The 20,159-nt window shown below is 55.0% G+C and carries 17 protein-coding genes, 1 tRNA gene and 1 pseudogene; 15 read left to right on the forward strand and 4 right to left on the reverse strand.

Translation table 11 applies throughout. The features are described 5' to 3' along the window. The 7 genes from GOX75_RS18550 to GOX75_RS18580 all read left to right on the forward strand — a co-directional run bounded on the left by GOX75_RS18550 (window position 1) and on the right by GOX75_RS18580 (window position 8,052). Complete coding sequence (locus tag GOX75_RS18550) at window positions 1-1,134, forward strand: hypothetical protein (RefSeq protein ID WP_171125611.1); 1,134 nt, start codon at window positions 1-3, stop codon at window positions 1,132-1,134. 2 nt (window positions 1,135-1,136) lie between these two features. Further along, window positions 1,137-1,691 (forward strand): RNA polymerase sigma factor, encoded by a 555-nt coding sequence (locus tag GOX75_RS18555; RefSeq protein ID WP_171125613.1) that lies wholly within the window; start codon window positions 1,137-1,139, stop codon window positions 1,689-1,691. Further along, window positions 1,688-2,296 (forward strand): hypothetical protein, encoded by a 609-nt coding sequence (locus tag GOX75_RS18560; protein ID WP_171125615.1) that lies wholly within the window; start codon window positions 1,688-1,690, stop codon window positions 2,294-2,296. Before GOX75_RS18555 ends, GOX75_RS18560 begins: the two co-directional genes overlap by 4 nt. Window positions 2,297-2,298: 2 nt before the next feature. Continuing rightward, window positions 2,299-3,714 carry a S8 family serine peptidase gene (locus tag GOX75_RS18565; RefSeq protein ID WP_171125617.1) on the forward strand — a complete coding sequence of 472 codons (1,416 nt, stop codon included), beginning with the start codon at window positions 2,299-2,301 and terminating at the stop codon, window positions 3,712-3,714. A 184-nt stretch (window positions 3,715-3,898) separates the two neighbouring features. Beyond that, window positions 3,899-4,918, forward strand: coding sequence for a hypothetical protein (locus GOX75_RS18570; RefSeq protein ID WP_171125619.1), 1,020 nt, complete (start codon window positions 3,899-3,901; stop codon window positions 4,916-4,918). Between the two features lie 171 nt (window positions 4,919-5,089). After that, window positions 5,090-7,333 carry an ATP-binding protein gene (locus GOX75_RS18575; RefSeq protein WP_171125621.1) on the forward strand — a complete coding sequence of 748 codons (2,244 nt, stop codon included), beginning with the start codon at window positions 5,090-5,092 and terminating at the stop codon, window positions 7,331-7,333. Continuing rightward, the gene (locus GOX75_RS18580) at window positions 7,330-8,052 is read left to right on the forward strand and encodes a response regulator (protein WP_171125623.1); all 723 of its coding nucleotides are present in this window, start codon (window positions 7,330-7,332) and stop codon (window positions 8,050-8,052) included. The genes GOX75_RS18575 and GOX75_RS18580 overlap by 4 nt, the downstream gene beginning before the upstream one ends. Window positions 8,053-8,065: 13 nt before the next feature. Here the strand turns inward: GOX75_RS18580 and GOX75_RS20420 are convergent, their stop codons facing one another. Together GOX75_RS20420 and GOX75_RS18590 are read right to left on the reverse strand one after the other, a co-directional pair. After that, complete coding sequence (locus tag GOX75_RS20420) at window positions 8,066-8,953, reverse strand: transporter (RefSeq protein WP_371808194.1); 888 nt, start codon at window positions 8,951-8,953, stop codon at window positions 8,066-8,068. A gap of 56 nt (window positions 8,954-9,009) precedes the next feature. Then, entirely contained in the window at window positions 9,010-9,327 is a 318-nt protein-coding gene (locus GOX75_RS18590) for an antibiotic biosynthesis monooxygenase (RefSeq protein ID WP_171125625.1), read from the reverse strand. A gap of 210 nt (window positions 9,328-9,537) precedes the next feature. On the opposite strand from GOX75_RS18590, the gene GOX75_RS18595 reads away from it, so the two are divergent. The 7 genes and pseudogenes from GOX75_RS18595 (at window position 9,538) to GOX75_RS18625 (ending at window position 17,023) form a co-directional block, all read left to right on the forward strand. Then, window positions 9,538-11,466, forward strand: coding sequence for an amidohydrolase (locus tag GOX75_RS18595; protein WP_171125627.1), 1,929 nt, complete (start codon window positions 9,538-9,540; stop codon window positions 11,464-11,466). 8 nt (window positions 11,467-11,474) lie between these two features. Beyond that, entirely contained in the window at window positions 11,475-11,924 is a 450-nt protein-coding gene (locus GOX75_RS18600; protein WP_171125629.1) for a GNAT family N-acetyltransferase, read from the forward strand. 35 nt (window positions 11,925-11,959) lie between these two features. Further along, window positions 11,960-12,478 (forward strand): DUF3299 domain-containing protein, encoded by a 519-nt coding sequence (locus GOX75_RS18605; protein ID WP_171125630.1) that lies wholly within the window; start codon window positions 11,960-11,962, stop codon window positions 12,476-12,478. Window positions 12,479-12,616: 138 nt separating this feature from the next. After that, window positions 12,617-14,545, forward strand: a complete 1,929-nt coding sequence (locus GOX75_RS18610) for an amidohydrolase family protein (protein WP_217354454.1) — start codon at window positions 12,617-12,619, stop codon at window positions 14,543-14,545. A gap of 188 nt (window positions 14,546-14,733) precedes the next feature. Then, on the forward strand, window positions 14,734-16,275 hold the full coding sequence (locus GOX75_RS18620) for a phospholipase D family protein (protein ID WP_171125632.1): 1,542 nt from the start codon (window positions 14,734-14,736) through the stop codon (window positions 16,273-16,275). A gap of 182 nt (window positions 16,276-16,457) precedes the next feature. Beyond that, window positions 16,458-16,646 (forward strand): annotated as a pseudogene (locus GOX75_RS20425) (transposase); the annotation flags it as partial. A gap of 83 nt (window positions 16,647-16,729) precedes the next feature. Then, on the forward strand, window positions 16,730-17,023 hold the full coding sequence (locus tag GOX75_RS18625) for an antibiotic biosynthesis monooxygenase (protein ID WP_171125634.1): 294 nt from the start codon (window positions 16,730-16,732) through the stop codon (window positions 17,021-17,023). Between the two features lie 202 nt (window positions 17,024-17,225). Here the strand turns inward: GOX75_RS18625 and GOX75_RS18630 are convergent. Both GOX75_RS18630 and GOX75_RS18635 read right to left on the reverse strand, forming a co-directional pair. After that, window positions 17,226-17,302 (reverse strand) — tRNA-Pro (locus GOX75_RS18630). Window positions 17,303-17,409: 107 nt separating this feature from the next. Further along, on the reverse strand, window positions 17,410-18,525 hold the full coding sequence (locus GOX75_RS18635; RefSeq protein ID WP_171125636.1) for a class I SAM-dependent RNA methyltransferase: 1,116 nt from the start codon (window positions 18,523-18,525) through the stop codon (window positions 17,410-17,412). Between the two features lie 290 nt (window positions 18,526-18,815). Here GOX75_RS18635 and GOX75_RS18640 point away from each other — a divergent pair, with 290 nt between their 5' ends. Further along, on the forward strand, window positions 18,816-20,159 hold the full coding sequence (locus GOX75_RS18640; RefSeq protein ID WP_171125638.1) for a Na(+)-translocating NADH-quinone reductase subunit A: 1,344 nt from the start codon (window positions 18,816-18,818) through the stop codon (window positions 20,157-20,159).

Below are 20,159 nucleotides of genomic sequence, written 5' to 3' on the forward strand. Positions count from 1 at the left end.
ATGCGATTTCTGCCAACACTCATACTCAGCTTTGTCCTGTCCCTTTTGTGCGGCTTGGCTCATGCAGCGGGGCCGGTTTCCGTCAATCCTCCGACGGCACGCGTCAATGGGTCGGGTGAATCCGCAATAACCTTGAACTGGCGCGTCGGGGTAATCTCGCGAGCAGCAAGAGCCGTTACGGTCACTTCGCCCGGCGCGCAACTCAGCACCGGCGGTACCATTGGCGGCCCGCTACGCCGAACGGTGCAGCATCCAGGCGGTGGTCTGATCTTTGTAACACTGTCCGAACGGCTTGTTGTTGACCGGACAACAGCGGCGCGGATTGCGCAGGCGGGCAACGCCGTTCTGACCCGCAGCTTCACGGATTTCAACGGAACCTCAGCGCCCGCAACCTTGCGCATGCAAGCGACCAGTGGCGGTCCACTGGCCGTGCGTTTTGCTGATCTTGCCTTTGACGACGACAGTCTTTTCCGTGTGGTTCCCAGCGGCACGCAATTGGCGGCCCGGCTTGAGTTGACTACGAACGGACGCGGCATCCTTGACGGCGCGTGGGAGGTTGCCGGTCCGTCGGACGTCGCGGGTGATTTCCGTGTCGTCGGAAGAGTTCGTCAGGTTCTGGCAGGCGCGCGGCGCGCCACATTCGAGAGCCCGCCGCTGCCGGTAGATCGGCCCGGAATCTACAGGGTGCGGTTCGTACCCTCGCCCGGACAGCGAGGCAGCTTTACGCTATCCGTTCCCGATCTGCGCTATACGGTCACCGCCGTGCCCATTGAGCCGCAAACGCCGGATCCAGCCTCCAAACCGATGCTAAATCTCTCGGCGCCCCAACCGGGCGCGGGGCTTAGTGCAGCGACTGTGTTCAGTTGGCAACCGGTTCCCAACGCAAGCCTCTATCGTCTGGAATTTCTGGACTCGGGTGCTGGCGGACTTGCGCCAAAACAGATCGCCGCTTTGGATACCAGTGAACGGTCAACGCGGTTGAAGGATTTCACGCTCGATCGCTTGCGTCAGGTCAGGGTTTTGCGCTGGCGAGTTGCTGCGTTTGACTCTGCAGGGAACCTGTTGGCTGTGTCTTCGGTACGTGGCCTGAACACTACGCCAAGCCAGCAACCTGTTTTGCAGCTTAGGCAATAGCCATGAATAACGCGCAACTGAACGCCTTGCTGCAGGCCGTCGCGGGCGGGGATAAGACCGCTTTGGCCGGGTTGTACCGGGCGCTGGAAAAGCCGGTTTACAGATTTATTGCTTCAAAAATGAACGATCCATTCGAAGCGGGCGACATACTTCACGAGGTCTTTATGGAAGTCTGGCGCTCGGCCGGTAAATTCGAGGGTCGGTCTGCTGTCAAGACCTGGGTATTTGGAATTGCCTACAGGAAGACAATGGATCACTTCAGAAAACATAAACGTATCTCGCCCAGCGATGACCTGCCCGAGCAGGTCGATGAAGGGCCTGATGCCGTGGCCTGCCTTGCCGCCGCGCAAGAGGCCGAACATCTTCGGTTCTGTCTTGAGGGGCTTAAGGCCGATCACCGCAGCGCCATTGAGCTCACGTTCTACGAAGACATGAGTTACGGCGAGATTTCGCGCGTGGTTGACGCCCCTGAAAACACGATTAAGACGCGAATTTTTCACGCAAAGAAGCTTTTGTTGCGCTGCCTGTCAGGTCGAATGAAGGAGGCAGCGACATGACCGGTCCAAATAAGGATGACGATGAAATCCAGAGCCTGCTGGTGTTTCTTGCAAATGATACGTTGGAAGGTGATGAACGCCGCGCAATTGAACGCGCAGTGGCCGCAAATCCCGAATTGCAGGCGGAACTGGCTGCGTTGAAAGCGGCGCGGATTCAAATGCAAGCGACCGAAGTCGGGACCTCTCCGGGTGAGTTTGGGTTGGCAAGGCTAATGCGGGATGTAGATGCAAATCGTACCGTGACGCAGCCAAAAGCAACAAAACCTGGCCTTTGGAAAATCGCGGCCATTGCAGCAATGGCTTTGCTGGCCGTTCAGGTGACGTTGCCATATTTGAACACTGGACCAGATGTCGAGCTGGCCGATGGTGGCCCTGAATCTCTGGACGCTGGGCCAACCCTGACAGTGGTATTTGCCGCGACAGCCACCGAACAAGAAATCCGCGCCCTTTTGCTGGAACTGGAATTGACCATCGTGTCCGGGCCATCGGCTTTGGGTCTGTACTCGCTGGCCGCGAAAGACGAAGACGCCGCCGCCCGTGCATTGGAACGTCTAAACGCCGCAACGGGGATTGTGGAAAGCGTCGAAGTCGAGGGAGGGGATTGATCATGCGTATTTTCATGCTCCTTCTATTGCTTGCTTTTCCGATTGCAGCGCAGGCCGACGACTTTCGGATCATTGCCACGGGATGCGTAAAGCCCAGAGATTCCATCCGAATTGAAGCCCGCGATTTTGGTGCAAGACCCAGTGACATTCTCGCGACCAGCCGGGGCCAGACCCTGAAGATGCAGGTGCTGCGCTGGTCACCCAGCCAAGTCACGATCGCGGTGCCGCCGCGCGGGCTTCGGGCAGGTGAAACTTATCGCCTCGTCTGGGCTATCCGTGGAACAACCGGACGAGACCTTGGGCCCATCACGCTTTGCGCGCAACGCCAGCGCAATACAGAACGCGCAGCGCGTGACATGGTGCCTGCGCCGGATGGGTCACCGGAATACACGGTTCTGGTCCCAGCCCGGCAAGAGCAAGCGGCAAGGGATGTGTTGCAAGAACGCGGGGCGCAGCTTTTGCGCCGGCGAAATCTACCCCAGATGGGCCGGGTCATACTCTTTTATGCTTTCCCCCAAGTGCTGACACTTGCAGACGCGCGCGCTGCTTTGACGATCCCTTCGCCAGATGCTGACGTTGACCGCCATCATATTTACGGGTTCGCGGCCCCGCCGCGTCTCTATGCTGCCGCGATGGTAGGAGATCCTCCTGAGCAATCCTGCGCTCTTCGGCGCGCCGTGCGGGTCGGAGTAATCGACGGCCCTGTTCAGGCGGGACACCCGGCGCTTGCCGGCGTGCGCATCCAGCGTCAGTCTGTGCTGTCGCCGGGGCTCAGGCCCACGGGAACCGACCATGCTACGGCAGTCGTTGGGTTAATCGCCGGGAATGGCTCAGGCGGGATTATCGGCCTGGCACCGGGTTCAGAGATTTTTGCGGCCGAAGCGTTTGGTCGCGACAAAGGCCGTGAAGGTGCACGGTTGGAAGATATTGCCACGGGTCTGGACTGGCTACGCGCGCGCAATGTTCAGTTGGTCAATATGTCGATGTCAGGCGCGCCTAACGCGGTGTTTGCTGAATTGCTTGCCAGAGCCCGCGCGCGTGGCATGGTCGTGGTTGCAGCCGCCGGAAATAGCAGCAGCAACGCGCCGCGTTTGCCAGCGGCATCCCCCGATACCATTGCCGTGACAGCAGTGGACGCGGCCCGCCGGATTTATGGCAAGGCAAACAAGGGCCCTCATATCGAGTTTTCCGCGCCGGGGGTCGACTTATGGGTCATTACAGCGAAAGGCGGCGGTTATCGGTCTGGGACATCTTACGCCGCTCCGCTTGTGACTGCTTTGCTGGCCCGACACGCATCCCGCGGCGGGCTGTCTCTGGACAAAGCGCGACGCATCTTGCGCCAGACAGCCGTTGATCTTGGTTCATCAGGCCGAGATACGCGTTTTGGTTATGGCCTTGTGCAATCCGGCGGGTGTTGACCGCACAAGGCTCTGACAAAGTCGATACATTCCAAACATCTGCCGGACATCTGCCAGATACGTCCGAACCTTAATCTCACGCCGCAGGCGCAATTCGAACAGGCCCTCAAAAAAATTTGAACCTTTCTCGGGTGCCAAACGACAGACAGTCACAAGCAAACAGAAAGCTGAAGGAATTAAGATTATGAAGACCGTAACCAGTATCAAAACCGTAGCTCTGATCTCTGGCATTTTTGCCGCCCTGCCGCACGTGGCCTCGGCCGACAGTGGTGTGGCGACTGTTACCAACACAAACCCGACCTCGCTGAAAGTTCTCAGCAACGGTCAGAATTATACCAAGTTGGATTTGAACGGAAAATTCGTAGTAGGTGCCAATCTCAAATATGACACCGGCACCGCAGGGCGGATCAAAAAATGGACCATGGAGCCTGAAATCACCCATGGTTTCGGTATCGCGGCCAAGGTTCAGGGCACGTCGTTTTACAAGAAGACTGTCTCGTATTCGGTCGGCAATCGTCCGAAATCCATCGACTATAACTGGCCTTTCGCCCTTAGCGTCGGCACGATCGAATCCGCGGCTGTCAGCATGTGCGAAATGAAAGCAACTGTCCTGCGCAACCAGGGTAAATCGGATAAGCAAATCTTTGGCTCAAACCACGAGGTGAGCTTTAAGGTTTCGCTGAAAACCACAGTCGAAGCGTCAGGTGCCGGGTCCAATAACCAAATCTGGGAATATTCTGCACCGAAGACGGTCAAGATCGTATGCAGCAAATTCTCTGGGCCGCGCGTGCCTTTGGCCGGGGGTGGCGTCAAAGGCTATACCCAGCCGGTTTCCGTAAAGAAGGCTACGATGAAACTGACTGAAATTGCGCCGCCCAACGGGGCCTGCAAAATCAAGACCACGACCGCTATTTCCACCAATACGGCCAACGCACAGATCAAGTATCGGTTCGTGCATAACACTGGCAAGAAAAGCAACGTTTTTACCGCCAAGACAGCAGCCAACAAGATCGCCGTGGTGCAGCACACTTGGGATATTCCCAACGGCAACGGTCCGGAAAACGGTTGGGTGAAAATCGAAGGTGTCTCGCCCAAGTTCCAGTCGAACGGTGCCAAATATTCGATGAATTGCAAAAGCCCGGGTATTGGCGGCTTCAAGGTCCAGTCGGGCGGAAGCAAGCCCAAGACACTTCGACTGAACTGATTTATCTTAACGAGTGATCGGCCCCCTCTGAACGAGGGGGCCTTTTTTGTGTGCGTCCGCCAAAGCATGCATTTGGCGCAGATACAATTGATACAAACGGATTTATGTGGTGACGTCAGACAGACACGTCCTGCGGTCACATAGAAAGTTCACTATTTGAAGAGAAACCAGATGCATTCACGCGCCGCCAAGTCCCAGCCCCAAAAATCTGAAGCAACCGTCAGTTTTTTCCGTTTCGACAGGGCTGGTTTGTGCGTGGAATGGAACGGTGTCATCCCGGCTAGGCTGCCTACACCTGAAGGTTTGTCAGAACGCGCTTTTCTTGATGAGATTTTGTCCAACGCATTGAAGTTGACCGCCGAAGAAACGGTCTGTTCTGCGAGAACGGCCGCGAGCCTGTTGCTTAGTGGAAACGCCAGCGTCACGATGGAACTGCAAGGCAATCAAGTGGTGGTCGTTTCCAGCTTTGAGTGCGGCAATAACCGCGGGTATGTGCTTGCACCGCTGGGAGGTAGGGAAGACGCCGCTGCGCGACAGGTTGACACGGACACCGCACGCGACTTGCTGCACAGCGCAATTCACCCGTTGAGGGATGGCATCAGCCTGTGGGATCGGGATGGCTGCCTGATCGTCTGCAATCCCGCATTCTCGATTTTTGTTGGTCTTGCCGAGCGAGACGCGCAACCGGGCATTCGTTTCGAGAATTTTGCGCGTGCTGTTGCGGCAAGGGGACATTTTGCACCCCATTCGGACAGCAAGGACGCCCTGATACGGTTGAGCGAGCAAACGGCTGCAGAAACCAGGCTGGACACGCGCGATGGTCGTCCAGTCACCTTCTCTGGAAGGAAAAGCGATGCGGGCGAATTGTTGCTGACCCTCTCGGACCAGAGCGGACGGGATCAGATCGAGCAGGCGCAGCGCGAAGCCGACCTGCTGGTGCGCACGATTGTTGATGCCTCGCCCACGCCTTTTCTGGTCTCGCGTGTGGATGACGGCAGAATCCTCTATTGCCCTCCGGCCTCGCGGGAACGATTTGGTCAATTGGATACCACGCTGGGGTTCTTTCTAAACCCCGAGGATCGACAGGCCTATCTGGATGCGCTGTTACCCACAGGGCAGTTGGACAATTACCCCGTCCGCTTCCTTAAGCAGGATGGCAGCGTCATGCAGGGGCTGACATCGGCCCGGGTGATCGACTTCAAGGGTGAGAACGTCATCGTATCATCAACGCGGGACATGACCGATTACCTGCAGATGCAGGACGAACTGGAAAAGCAGCGCGAAATTGCCCATCAGAACGAGAAATTGTCAGCGTTGGGATCGTTGCTTGCGGGTGTGGCGCACGAGTTGAACAACCCTCTGTCCATCGTCGTCGGCTATGCGCTGATGTTGCAGGACAAGGTTGATGATCCTGTTCTGAAGCGCCGGGTGGAACGTATTGGTCAAGCCGCTGAACGCTGCACAAGGATCGTGCGGGCGTTCTTGGCCATGGCCCGCCAACGTCCGATGGAAATTGTGCAATGCGATGTCGGAACTCTTGTCGAAGCTGCGCTCGAGATTTCGGGGTACGGGTTGAAGAGTTCGGGCGCAGATGTGCGGGTCGAGCTGGATCCAAATGCGCCATGTGTTGATGCAGACCCCGATCAGATTGTTCAGGTTTTGACCAATCTTGTGGTCAACGCGGAACATGCTGTCGCGAGCTTGGGCGAACAGGGCCGCGTCACACTGCGCAGCGGGACGGAACCGAAGTCCGGTCATGTTTTCATCGAAGTCGACGACAACGGACATGGAATTGACCCCGCCATCCAGTCCCGGATTTTCGAGCCGTTCTTCACGACCAAGGTGGCGGGCGAAGGGACGGGGGTTGGACTGGCCTTTTGCCATCGCATCGTGACCAGTCATGGCGGCAGGTTGACCGTTGAAACAGCACCGGGTGAGGGTGCAAAATTTCGCATTTGCCTGAAACCAGCATCACCTGATCAGGCCGCTCCGAACGCGGAAGAAGCGCCAACCTCGAACACCTCGAGGCTGAAGGTGCTCAGCATCGACGACGAGCAAGATGTAACCGAGTTGATTTCCGATATTCTCGAGGACGCTGGATACGAAGTGACAACTTGCAACGATTCCCGGGACGCGTTGAACCTGCTGGAGCGGGACGAATACGATGTCATACTCAGCGACATGACAATGCCGGGTCTGGATGGAACGGAATTGTTGAAGTTGATTGCACAGCAAAAGCCCGAGTGCTTGAACCGCTTTGGTTTCGTGACAGGTAACGCAATGAGCCGTAAGACGATAGAGTTTCTAAATTCCAACAATTGCAGATACATGGAAAAGCCAATTGCGCCTCAGGACCTGTTAAGACTGGTCGACCAGATTTTCAGTTCGCATGAGGCAGGCGGGCCCCGGTCATGAGTAATGGAAACATCATCATCTGCGATGACGAACCGCATCTTCGGGAAATGGTCGCGGAATACCTAGCCGAACGCGGCTTTGACGTCCGTGAGGCCGAGAATGCAGACGCGCTGTTTGACTGTATCAGCGACGGCACTGCACCGGATCTGATTGTTTTGGACATCAACATGCCGGGCCAGAATGGTTTGGCTGCATTGCAACGACTGCGGCAGGAAACAGAAGTTCCGGTCATCATGTTGACCGCTGCGGCTGACGTCATCGACCGGGTCGTTGGGCTTGAGATGGGTGCGGATGACTATCTTGGTAAACCCGTTGACTTGCGCGAGTTGGAGGCGCGGATCAAAGCGGCCATTCGGCGCTGGCCCGCAGCAGGGCGTGGTGGCGAACCGGCCCCTCCTGCCAACCAATCCTGTCTTGCGGCCAAAGTGCCATTCGGAAGCTGCTGCCTGGATCTGGACGCGGCGCGTCTCTTCGACACCGAGGGGCAAGAAATTCCGGTGACTGCGATGGAATTCAACTTGCTTCGGGTTTTTGCCGAGAACCGGGGCCGTGTTCTGAACCGGGACCAGCTTTTGGAGCGGGCTCACGACCGCGGTTGGGAACCTTTCGACCGCTCAATCGACCTGCGCATATCCCGCCTGCGCCGAAAGATTGAAAGGAACCCCTCCAAACCCGAGGTTATTCGTACTGTCCGAGGTATCGGTTATATTTTCGGCTGACCGTGTCAGACTACTATCGCGGGAACAGCAAGGTCAGGATCAGACGTGCGCCCCAACCTTCAGGCCCTGCATCCGTGCTATCTGCCCAATAACGAACACCGCCACCGACGCTTATGAGTTGATCACCAACTTTGGTTACTTTCGTTGCAACCGCGTTAAGCGGAACCGACCATTGCTCAGCTTCCCAGTCATAGGTGGACTCGCTGTTAAGCGTGAATGTCCATGCATTTGGTGTCGTGTAAGACAGGAAGGGCTGTAAGAACGTCTGGTTGACGTCAGTGTCGCCGCTGATGTCCCAGATGTGGTTGGTCAACCCTCCGTATGTCCATGGGCCCTGTTGCTTAAGGGCTACTGCCGTTAGGCCTGCGCCCCATTCCCCAAGACCCAATGTGTCATCCGTGGATGTTGGCAGCAAAAATACCGGGCCAGCCCCCCATATCCATCCCCCAGCAGTTGGTCGTTTTGGGGAAATAAAGAAACTTTGGACCGTATCACCCAATCCAAATTCGCTTCCTGCGCCAGTTGGGATGCCATCGGTGGAGACAACCGGCAAGATCGTTCGAGAGATCAAATTCAAACCTTCAGTCAAATCAAAGGGAATGACGGGTTGAATATTCAGGGTCCAGCGGGACCCGTCATCATCTGGCCCGATGTTCTCATCATAATTCAGTTGGAACGGAACACTGATTAGTGCCGCGACAGGGTTCGCCAACTGCTTGGCCAGATCTTCAGCTTCTGACTGCGCCTGCGCAGCGCCTGTTCCAATGAATGCCGAAATTAATGCCAATCCAATAAATCTCAGGAATTGCAAATATCTCATCCTTCTTAAAATACAAAGACTTCGAGCGAGTGTTGGAAAATGCCAACTATTGCGTATTTGGCATACAATAGCTTCAGCCACACGGGTCTCAAAACGAAACCTATGAAAATTAGGCAAGATCTTGCGACCAACGTGTCTCAGTAACCACGGTGCTCAATTTCCTCATAATGCGCGCTGGTCAAATCCCAGCGGCTGAGGACCTTTTGCGCCTCAGCCGGAACATAGCAACGCTCATAATCCTCGCCCTGAAAATCAATGACGTTTTGCAGGCTGTCGAAGGTCATGATGGTAATAAATTCGACCTCTTGCCCAAGATCCCGGCGCAAAAGCTCGATTTTGCGATAGCCCGGGATGTTCTTGGCCTCGATGCCGGGAAACACCGTGTCGTTCAGCAGGGCCTGATAAGTATCAGCATTTTCGTGCGTCGTGTAACCGTGCCAAATGCGTTTGATCATCCTTAACCCTTTCGCGAAACCGCCCTAACCTTAATCGTGCATATCGCAAACAACGATACCTTGGCAGCCGGACGCAGCGTCGACCACTCAGGAGGTTACAAGGGCACATGATGACGAATAAGTCCTGAAAACCGAAGAAGAATTTAGTTGATTGAATCACCGCGCGGGTGGAAGATCGACCCAGTGTTTTCTCTTGATCGAGGTAATGCCATGAATTTTTCAAAACTGTTTTCCGTACTGTCACTCACCCTTCTACCAATTGACGCCCTTGCACAATCCTCTGCGCTGCAAGACGCGTACCAGCAATTTCCAGAATTCCCGGCAACCACCGTTTACGTCGGGAAAGAGATCGTCACGATGAACCCGGACGCGCCCGTGGCAGAAGCGGTGGCTGTCAAAGATGGCCGCATAGTGGATGTGGGGGCCTTGGCTGATATCGAGCAGCGCCTTCCCGAAGGTAGCTATGCAATTGATCGTGGATTCGAGGACAAGGTGATTGTCCCGGGCTTTATCGAACAACATCTCCACCCGCTGCTTGGGGCGTTGGTGATGATGTCTGATGCCATTATCTCAATCGAAGACTGGGAAACCCCGAACGGTTTTGCACCCCTTGCTATTGATCAGGAGGCATTCAGGAGCCGACTAGTCGAAGCAGTCGAAAGCTTTGATACCAGTCTGGGTCGCCCAATGATGGTCTGGGGGTATCACTCGACTTGGCACGGCGACATGAGCCGCGCGATCCTTGACGAGCTGGTGCCAGATGTTCCGGTTGCTGTTTGGCAACGCTCCACCCACGAGATGTACTTCAACACACTGGCGCTCGAGCAGTTGGACATTACCGACGACTATATTCAAAGCTGGCCAAGTCAGCTGGCTATATCGCAGGCTGATCTTGAGAATGGACATTTTCTGGAGGCCGCCTTCTGGGAACACGTCTTCTTTGAGAAGTTTGCGCCCGCTTTTGCATCAATCGACCGGGTAATGGACGCACTGGAATACACGCAGGATTATTACCACAGCAACGGCATCACGACTCTGGCCGAGCCCGCAGGCCCCGTAGATCAAAACGCGCAAGCCTTGGTGGCAAAAGCGTTTGGGCCGGATGACACGCCGTTCAACTTCTACTTTATTCCTGACGGACGCACGCTGGGCGGGATGTTCCTCGAGTCCGAGGGCCCCGAACGTATGCTGGCCGAAACCGAAGCTATGCTGAGTTGGAGCGAGGGCAGAACCCAATTCCTGCCCAAGCAGATCAAGCTACTTCTGGACGGTGCCATTTATAGCCAGTTGATGATCATGCGCGACGGATACACGGATGGTCACAAAGGCCAGTGGATCATGACGCCCGAGTTCTTCGAGGACGTGTTCGATGTGTATTGGGACGCCGGATATCAGATCCATATTCATAACTTGGGCGACGGGGGTCTGGATATCGTTCTCGACACGTTGGACGCCGCCATGCAGCGCAACCCGCGCGACGACCATCGGACAGTGATGGTGCATTTTGGGTATGCCCAACCGGACCAGATCGTCCGCATCAAGGATCTTGGGGCGCTTGTGAGTGCGAATGCAGTTTATACGCCGACTTTGGCTGACAAATATGCAGCCGAAGGCGTCGGACGCGAACGGACGGAACGCATGGTGCCTTTGGCCGATGCCGTGAATGCAGGTATTTCCATCTCACTGCATTCTGATATGCCGATGGCACCTGCCGTACCGCTCAAGTTCATGTGGGCCGCCGTCAACCGCGTGGCAACAAGTGGCTGGGTGCCGGGACCGGACCAGAAGATCAGCGCGGAAGACGCGCTCAAAGGTATAACGATCGGGGCGGCATATTCATTGCGATTGGAAGATGAGATCGGTTCGATCGAAACCGGCAAACTTGCGAATTTCACGATCCTTGAAGACAATCCTTTGACAGTCGACCCCATGAAACTGCAAGAGATTGGCGTTTGGGGCACGGTCCTGCAAGGCCGGGTACAACCGGTACCGGTAGACAGCGACCCTGATGACAGGGCAGGTATCAAACTGGAAAACGACGATCAAATACTTGAAGCCGCGCTGCGCCATGCACGCAACAAGGCGCATTACCACGATCACTCACCCAAGAAACTCAAGGGCATTCCGGCTTTCAACTGAATGAGCACATGCAAGAAACCACGACCATACGTCCCATCGCCGAGGCGGATTACGAGGTCTGGTGTCAACTCTGGCGCCAGTACCTTGCATTTTATGAAACTTCGCTGGGCGACGAGATTTATCGCACCTCATTTTCCCGGATGATGTCGGGCAACCCCGGTGAGTTTCAGGGTTTGTTGGCTCAGGTCCAGGGTAAGCCTGTGGGCCTGGCCCACTATTTGTTCCACCGATCCATGTGGAGCGTGGAAAATACCTGCTACCTGATGGATCTTTTTGTCGACCCGCACACACGGGGGACTGGCGTCGGTCGCGCTTTGATCGACGCAGTTCACAGCAAAGCCGCCGAGAACGGCATCACGACTACATACTGGATGACGCAGGAGTTCAACTATAAGGGACGAATGCTCTATGATCAGGTCGCCGAGAAGACGCCATTTTTGGTTTACGAAAAGCATTGATCTGAAATCGTGGCAAAGGGGGATGAGATTAAACCATGACCCAAACCCGAAGAGATTTTTTGATTGCCACGGCCCTAAGTGCCAGAAGCGTGCTGAGCCCCGCTGGCGTGCTTGCACTGGACGCTGAACCCACACAACTAGGCTGGAAAGATCTTGCACCGGGGGCCGAGACTACGGTCGTTCAGCGCCTTCGAAATGGCGGCATTGTTCAACATGGTGAATTGTCAGAACCCGTTGACGCCGAAAAGGGCGCGCAACTGACCACTCAATACAACGGCCTGCGGGTTCGCCTGCCCGGATATCTCGTGCCTTTGAAATTTGAAGAAAACAAAGTTTTGTCCGCTCTTCTTGTGCCATATGTCGGGGCATGTATTCATGTGCCACCGCCGCCCCCAAACCAATTGGTTCTTCTTTCGCCCGAAACGCCCTATGAAACAGATACGCTGTTTGAACCCGTTTGGGCGCTCGGAGTGTTCTCAACCAACCAATCCGAGACCCATCTGGCTAAAGTTGGCTACGAGATCACAGCAGCGGAAATTTCGCCATACTCCTGATGTTCTGGCAACCCTGGAACAATGTTGAAGACTCAGTCCTTGTGATCGCTTAAGAATTCATTATGCAACTTAAGGTAGTTGCGGCAAAATCCACCTCAAAGATTTGAATATATACTTTACTGAACAAGAGGGACGACGATGTTCAAGACCCTGACCAAGATTGCACTCGCCTCGGGAATTTCGGCAATTGGCCTGTCGTTACCGCTGGTCGCGGCGGAGAGTGACACCACCATCTTCACCGCAGACAAAATCATCACCATGGAAAAACCGCTGCCCGAGGCCAAGGCGGTGGCCGTATCGGATGGTCGAATAGTCTCGGTCGGGACGTTGGAAACGCTGGTCGACTATGTAAAGGCTGGGGCGGTTATCGACACCACCTTCGCCGACAAAATCCTTATGCCGGGCTTGGTCGACCCTCATGTTCATCCGTCGCTGCCTGCGATTTTGACACAATATCCCTACATCGCTCCGGATAACTGGAGCCTTCCAACTGGTGAGTTCCCCGGCGAAACCACACCCGAGGGCTATGTGAACCGCCTAAAGGAACTGGTGGCTGAATATGAGGCATCGGGGGACACTGAAATCCCCTTCATCACTTGGGGCTACCATCCGCTATGGCATGGCGAGTTGTATCGCGATGATCTGACCGGACTTTTTCCTGATACCCCAGTGATCTTGTGGCATCGCTCGTTCCATGAGCATTTCTTAAACGACGCGGCCATCGAGTTGCTTGGGCTGACGGAAGAAGATGCGCAGATCTTCCCCGAAGAGTCCGACTGGGAACGCGGCCACTGGTGGGAGAACGGGCTGGTCGGAATTTTCCCGAAGATGCCCTTCATTCTGGAAGAATCCCGCTACTCGCAAGGCATGGAGACCTTTTTTGAGATCGTCCATCAGGCTGGCGTCACAAGCGTGATGGATATGGGCATCGGCTTGTTCGGTGATCCAGTTGGCGAGACAAATCTGATCCGCAAAGTGTCCGAGCAAACCGGAGCCCCGGTGCGTGTCGTCCTGACGCCGATCATCACGGATTTCACGGCGCGTGGGAAATCGCCCCAAGAGGCTCTGGCCGAAATCCGCGAGTGGGAGAAGGGAAACACCGACAGGGTCAAGTTCGACAACCACTTCAAGCTGATGATGGATGGTGCGATCTACAGCGGCCTCTCGCAATACGGGTTCCCAGGCTACAAGGACGGGCATCAAGGCCAGTGGATGAACGAGCCTGAGGATATTTTGGAATGGGCCCGGTTCTTTTGGAACGAAGGGTTCCAGTTGCACGCCCACACCAACGGCGACGGGTCCGCAAGCCTACTGATCGAGATCGTACGCGACCTGCAGGAGGAAAAACCGCGTTTTGACCACCGCACGACGCTTGAACATTTTGCTTATGCCACGCGGGACCAGATGCGGCAGATGAAGGCGCTGGGTATGGTGGTGTCGGCCAACCCTTACTACCAATACATCCTTGCTGACGTGTACGCGGATGTGTGGTTGGGGGCAGACGTGGCGCGCTTTATGGTTCCCTTGGGTAGTGCTGCGGACGAGGGGTTGGTAATCGGGTTACATTCCGATAGCCCAATGGCACCTCTCAGCCCGCTAACGCTGGCACAAAATGCGATGGAACGCGTGTCGATCAACGGCAATAACAATGCCGGGTCAGAACGACTGGACATAGATCAGGCCCTGCGCGCAATCACCATTGATGCCGCGTGGTTCATGCGAATGGAGGACGAGATCGGTTCGATCCGCGCAGGCAAGAAGGCAGATTTTGTTGTGCTTGAGCAAAACCCGTATGAGGTCCAGACTGCAGACTTGTCCAAGATCGGAATATGGGGAACGGTTTTCGAAGGCCAAAAATACCCGATTGTAAAGGAAGCCAGCATGAAGCCAAACAACGACCTTGTGAAAGTCCCAAACCCATCGGCTGTGTTCTGTGAAGAAAGCGGGGGGACCTATGAAATCCGCGATGGTGCTAATGGTGGAAAGACCGGGATTTGTATTCTTCCATCAGGTGAAGAAGTCGACGCTTGGGAGTTTTTCCGAGAGAACGCGCCGACTGAAGGATAATATCAACATTTAGAAGTTGGCGCTGAGGGAAAGCCATTCCCGCGATTTAACTGCCCAGATACCCGGTTCGTCGCACGGAGCCTGAGTTCGATCGCGCGACGCCCAAGTCTAACCTCTTGATAAATGAGCCGTCGATAGATCATGTTAACGAACAAGGCCTATCTGATGTACTGAACACGGAGCCCTGAATGCGGCTGATCAGGATTTTGTTGACTGTAGTGGTGGTGATCACAATCGCCGTGGTCGGGCTAAAGCTGGCATTTCCACTTCCTGAGAAAAACTATTCTGAGCAAACTCTCAAACAAGATCCCGACTGGGACGGACCTTTAGGCGCCACTATTAAACAAGCGATCGAACGAAACCCCGGCCTTGACGGGGTGCGGCCTTTGGGCAATGGACGCGCCGCCTTTGCGGCCAGGGCTATATTCGCAAGGCAAGCGACGTCTTCTATCGACGCTCAGTACTACATTTGGCAGGACGATGTTACTGGTCTGATGCTTCTTGATGAGCTTAGGGCCGCAGCCGAGCGTGGCGTGCGGGTCAGATTGCTGGTCGATGATAACGGCATCTCGGGGTTGGATGGCTTGCTTGCTGAACTGGATGCTCTGCCCAACGCGCATGTGCGCATTTTTAATCCCTTTACGCTGAGAAACCCCAAACTTCTGTCTTATGCATTCGACTTCAGTCGCTTGAACCGTCGGATGCATAACAAATCAATGACTGTGGATGGGGTCGCCACGATAGTCGGAGGCCGCAATATCGGTGACATCTATTTCGATTATGGGGCTGGCACGCACTATCTGGATGTAGATACGATCGCCATTGGCCCAATTGTCGATGAGGTGTCGCAGTCATTCGACGCGTATTGGAACAGCTCATCATCCTATGACGCGGCCTTGTTTCTGGAGCCCACCGCGGGAAAAAGCCTGCAATCCAAGGCGGATGCCGCACGAAAAACCGCTGTTGGTGCAGGCTATCAAAAAGCGATCCAAGACAATGAACTTGCGGACCGGATAGCTGCGCGTGATCTGAAGGTCGAGTGGAGCGAAGTTACCCTTTTCGTGGACGACCCAGCCAAAGGGTTGGGCCAAGCAGACAGTGAAAATCTGATCGTCGAGCAACTGATAGCATTCGCCAACGACTCTCAAACCTCACTGGACCTTGTTTCAGCATATTTCATTCCCGGCAAACGCGGTGCCGAAGTTTTGGAAGGACTAGCCAGGTCTGGGGTTAAAGTCCGTGTCTTGACCAACTCATTGGACGCGACCGACGTTATGCCGGTTCATGCGGCCTATATGCGCTACAGGGAAGATTTGCTGAATAGCGGCGTAGAACTTTTGGAGCTTCGGGCTTTAAGGCAGGAACATCGCGAACGAAGCCTGCCAGAAATGCTGGCGGGGTCGGCATCAGGATTACATGCAAAGGTATTTGGATCGGATGGCAAACGTGTCTTTATTGGTTCATACAACCTCGATCCCAGATCCGCGCGATTGAACACTGAAATGGGGCTCATGATCGAAAGCGCGGCGATCGCTGAATCACTGGCCGAGAAATTGGCTAACACCGATTTTTCGTATCGCGTTGAGTTGAATGAAGACGATGAGATTGTCTGGCTGCAAGAAGAACAAGACGGGACGGTCACCGTTTACACCGCGGACCCGGAAACCAGCGGCTTCCAACGCGCCCTAACGGCGGTCGTAAGGTGGCTGCCCGTTGAGTGGATGCTTTGACCCCGCTGTTGAAGCTGGCCTGAACCTTCTTCCAAGCCAGCCCCGAAGGTTTTACTGAAGATAATTTGGGCCACGAACGCCTTGGGCTCAGGACCCATTGAATTCCGTTTGGCTGAGTGATTCATCGCGTTCAAAACGAGCGGTGAACATGCCTGATGTTTTTTTGATTATGAGACGAGCAGATGTCGCGCCTTGAGCCTTTCTTGCCAAGGTCCAAGGGCAAACCTTACGTCGATCACTGGCGTGTCTTGAGTTGGATTATCTTTATCAATCACAATGGGTTACGGTGATGAAATGCGCCAAGGGAATACGGACTACACTCGGCACTCTATAATCCTTGGAAGCGATGGGGTGACAAAGGGATACGCGCAGTCAGGACATTCACAGGCTCTGATGGTATTATTTTATCCGACGCATTTATGCTGGCCAGTAATTCTCTGAGGGAGGAAACGGCATGATAATGCGCATTTTTCAAGTCCAGATAAAAGAAGGTAAGGAAGACGAATTTACGGAATTCTTCCACAAAATCGCAATTCCAATGATGAAAGAAACTGCAGGGATTGTTCAGGTTTTACCGGGTGCTCCGCACAGCGAAAGCCCAAGAGAATTCAGTTTCGTGATGGTCTGGAAAGATTTGGCCTCGCTTAAGAAGTTTGTTGGCGAAGACTATAGCTCTCCGCATATTGATCCAGCCGAAGCCGAGTTGGTCGAAAGCAGGTTAATCAAGCACTACGAACTGGTTGAGTGAGCTGTAGGTCAAACGATCCAATAAAACGGGCCGCAATCGCCGCCTGCACAGACCCTCCGACCAATTCAAACCGACCGCAGAGTTTTTTAGATGCAAACCTTACCGACAAAATGAGCGGGTGAGGGAATAGGGATTCCCAAAAATGTTAGGAAAAATCGATGCTTTGGGAAGGCGCTAAATCAATACAGGCAATTGATTTTATTGGTCGGAGTGAGAGGATTCGAACCTCCGACCCCTGCCTCCCGAAGACAGTGCTCTACCAGGCTGAGCTACACTCCGACCGTGGCGGGGGGTCTATACCCGGCGATTTGGATGCGCAAGGGGGATTTTGTGCGTCGCGCACCGAAATGGCTGAGGACGACTTGAACACAGTAGTTTGCTCCATGTCAGGCCAAGGGCTTTGTTTGATAAAGCCAGATTTTGGTGCCGCCGTGATCCACCACCGGTCCCGCAGGTAAAAAGGGTAGACGAGTCGAGCGCGCCAACGAGGCATTACTTGTGACCAATCCGACTCTCCAGCCGACGAACTTTGAGGTCAGGACCTTGCCCAGCGTCCCATAGACGGAACGCAGACGTTTTTCTTCACCAATCCTTGCACCATAAGGGGGGTTGATGATTACGAGCCCAGCTTGGTCCGTCGGGGGTTTGATGTCGCTGACAGATCTCGTTTGAAATCTGGTTACACTGGCGACGCCTGCACATTCGGCGTTAGAAGTCGAAGCGTCGACGGCTCCTGCGTTTCGGTCCGAGCCGAAAAACATGACATCTGCTTCTGAGGGCGCATGTTGGGCCCGCATGTCGGCCCAGATGGCGGGATCAAAAGTCTTGAGACTTTCGAACGCGAATGAGCGCGATCGACCCGGGTTCAGGTTCAAAGCAATTTCCGCCGCTTCGATCACAAAGGTTCCCGATCCGCACATTGGGTCAAGTACCGGCTCAGTTCCGTCGAACCCACATTCGCGCAGCAACATAGAGGCCATTGTCTCGCGCATTGGTGCCTTTGCGACCGCAGGTTTATGACCGCGCTTGTGCAGAGGGTCTCCGGATGTGTCTACAGAAAACGTGCAGATATCTTTTTCGATACGCAACAATATGCGCAAACTGGCTTCAGGTGACACCTGAACGCCAAAAGTTTCGGTAATCGCACGCTCGATCCTCTGGCGCGCGGCACCGGCGTGATAAATTCGGGACTTGCGGCTGGTTGCCTCAACCCGGACAGGAACATCGGGGCGCAGAAACTGAGACCAGGGAAATTTACGCGCCCTTTTGTCAAGTTGGGCCAAATGCACAGCAGGAAAGCTACCCAACCTGACCAGAACCTTGTTTGCGCCACGAAGACACAGGTTCGCACGCCACACCTCGGACCATGTCCCTCGGCAAATCACCCCGCCAGGAACGGCGGTGACATCGGCGAATCCCTTCTGTTGCGCTTCGGCACGAAGCGGTGCTTCAAGGCCGGGCGTGGCCACCAAAAAAATCTCTAGTGTGTCAGCGTGTTCCATTCTGGGTGCTTACACCGGAAGCATTCCGGGCGCGATACGCAATTTAAGAAGGCTTAAAATAAGGCTGTTCTTCCGAAAGTGAAATTCCGATGCCGATTTTAGCCGTAACGGGTTTGCGTTTGTCAGCATCCGCGCGTAAAGGGTCCGTGATCGAAAGGAAGCCATAGATCAGGACTGAGCGCCGCGCGCTTTTTTTTGCTCCAAGGCTCCCACGTTCACAGCGTTTTGTGCCACTATGTGAGTGCCAAAACGGAGTGGTGCAGCAACAAGGCTTGGAAGACCGTAGCGACATGCAAACTTTCAAACTGAAAAAGGGGTTGGAATTGCCGGTGCAGGGCGCCCCGGAGCAGACAATTCAACCCGGTCCGGAATTTTCGACCGTTGGGGTTCTGGGTGGTGACTATCTTGGCCTGAAACCACGGATGCTGGTTCAGGAAGGCGATGAGGTACAACGGGGGACGCCGCTGTTCAGCCACAAGGACATGCCCGAAGCGATGATGGTTGCGCCTCTGACCGGGAAGGTCGTCGCGGTCAACCGTGGCGCGCGTCGTGTTTTGCAGAGCGTCGTGATCGAGGTGTCAGACCCAAACGATGTGGGTTTGGATTTCTCGGCGACGGGTAACTCGGACAGCGCCGAAGGTGTTATTGCCAAGCTGTGCACCTCTGGTCTTTGGACAGCTTTCCGCACGCGCCCCTATTCGAAAATGCCTGCACCGGGCTCTAAGCCTGCGGCGATCTTTGTCACCGCAATGGACAGTGAGCCCCTTTCCGGTGACGCGGCCGTCATCATAAACGACGCGGGCGAGGCATTTGTCGAGGGGCTGAAGGCGGTATCGCTTCTGACGGATGGCAAAACGTATCTGTGTCAACAGGAAGGGGATTCGCTGCCGGGGTCTGATCTTGCGGATGTCGAAGCGGCAGCATTTTCCGGCCCGCATCCGGCTGGTCTGGCTGGGACTCATATCCACTTTCTGGAACCTCTGGCCGGCGAAAAGCAGGTTTGGACGATCGGATATCAGGATGTAATCGCGATTGGCCGGCTGATGCAGACAGGACATCTGGACCCGAATGTTGTGATTGCCCTGTCGGGCCCCGGTGCACGCCACCCACGCTTGATCCGAACGGTCATGGGCGCGTCGACAGATGACCTGACCCGGGACGAGATCGAAATTGACGGCACCGCGCGGATTATTTCGGGCTCGATCCTCTCGGGAAAACTAGCAGACGGCCCCACCGCGTATCTTGGCCGTTTTGCGCGCCAGATTTCGATCATCCGCGAAGACCCTGACCAGATTCCGATGGGTTGGATACGCCCAATGCCGTCAAAATACGCCGTTCAACCGGTTCTGGGTTCTGCCTTTGCCAAAAAGCTGTTTGCATTTACGTCCAATCTGAATGGCGGCCGCCGTGCAATGGTTCCAACGGGCACGTTCGAAGAACTGATGCCGCAGGATTATCTGCCGACACAGTTGCTGCGGGCGCTGTTGGTCATGGATACGGATACGGCCCAAGCGCTTGGGGCGCTGGAACTTGACGAAGAAGATCTGGGCCTGGTCGGTTTTGCCTGCCCAGCAAAATATGAATATGGGCTGGCGCTGCGCGACTGCCTGACCAAGATTGAAAAGGAGGGCTGA

Origin of the sequence: Ruegeria sp. HKCCD7251 (assembly GCF_013031165.1) — a bacterium.
In the GTDB taxonomy this organism is placed as follows: domain Bacteria; phylum Pseudomonadota; class Alphaproteobacteria; order Rhodobacterales; family Rhodobacteraceae; genus Ruegeria.

Excerpts from the sequence above, each read along its gene's own strand:
- GOX75_RS18550 (WP_171125611.1), top strand. The coding sequence starts at position 1 with ATGCGATTTCTGCCAACACTCATACTCAGCTTTGTCCTGTCCCTTTTG.
- GOX75_RS18555 (WP_171125613.1), top strand. The coding sequence starts at position 1,137 with ATGAATAACGCGCAACTGAACGCCTTGCTGCAGGCCGTCGCGGGCGGG.
- GOX75_RS18560 (WP_171125615.1), top strand. The coding sequence starts at position 1,688 with ATGACCGGTCCAAATAAGGATGACGATGAAATCCAGAGCCTGCTGGTG.
- GOX75_RS18565 (WP_171125617.1), top strand. The coding sequence starts at position 2,299 with ATGCGTATTTTCATGCTCCTTCTATTGCTTGCTTTTCCGATTGCAGCG.
- GOX75_RS18570 (WP_171125619.1), top strand. The coding sequence starts at position 3,899 with ATGAAGACCGTAACCAGTATCAAAACCGTAGCTCTGATCTCTGGCATT.
- GOX75_RS18575 (WP_171125621.1), top strand. The coding sequence starts at position 5,090 with ATGCATTCACGCGCCGCCAAGTCCCAGCCCCAAAAATCTGAAGCAACC.
- GOX75_RS18580 (WP_171125623.1), top strand. The coding sequence starts at position 7,330 with ATGAGTAATGGAAACATCATCATCTGCGATGACGAACCGCATCTTCGG.
- GOX75_RS18590 (WP_171125625.1), bottom strand. The coding sequence starts at position 9,327 with ATGATCAAACGCATTTGGCACGGTTACACGACGCACGAAAATGCTGAT.
- GOX75_RS18595 (WP_171125627.1), top strand. The coding sequence starts at position 9,538 with ATGAATTTTTCAAAACTGTTTTCCGTACTGTCACTCACCCTTCTACCA.
- GOX75_RS18600 (WP_171125629.1), top strand. The coding sequence starts at position 11,475 with ATGCAAGAAACCACGACCATACGTCCCATCGCCGAGGCGGATTACGAG.
- GOX75_RS18605 (WP_171125630.1), top strand. The coding sequence starts at position 11,960 with ATGACCCAAACCCGAAGAGATTTTTTGATTGCCACGGCCCTAAGTGCC.
- GOX75_RS18610 (WP_217354454.1), top strand. The coding sequence starts at position 12,617 with ATGTTCAAGACCCTGACCAAGATTGCACTCGCCTCGGGAATTTCGGCA.
- GOX75_RS18620 (WP_171125632.1), top strand. The coding sequence starts at position 14,734 with ATGCGGCTGATCAGGATTTTGTTGACTGTAGTGGTGGTGATCACAATC.
- GOX75_RS18625 (WP_171125634.1), top strand. The coding sequence starts at position 16,730 with ATGATAATGCGCATTTTTCAAGTCCAGATAAAAGAAGGTAAGGAAGAC.
- GOX75_RS18635 (WP_171125636.1), bottom strand. The coding sequence starts at position 18,525 with ATGGAACACGCTGACACACTAGAGATTTTTTTGGTGGCCACGCCCGGC.
- GOX75_RS18640 (WP_171125638.1), top strand. The coding sequence starts at position 18,816 with ATGCAAACTTTCAAACTGAAAAAGGGGTTGGAATTGCCGGTGCAGGGC.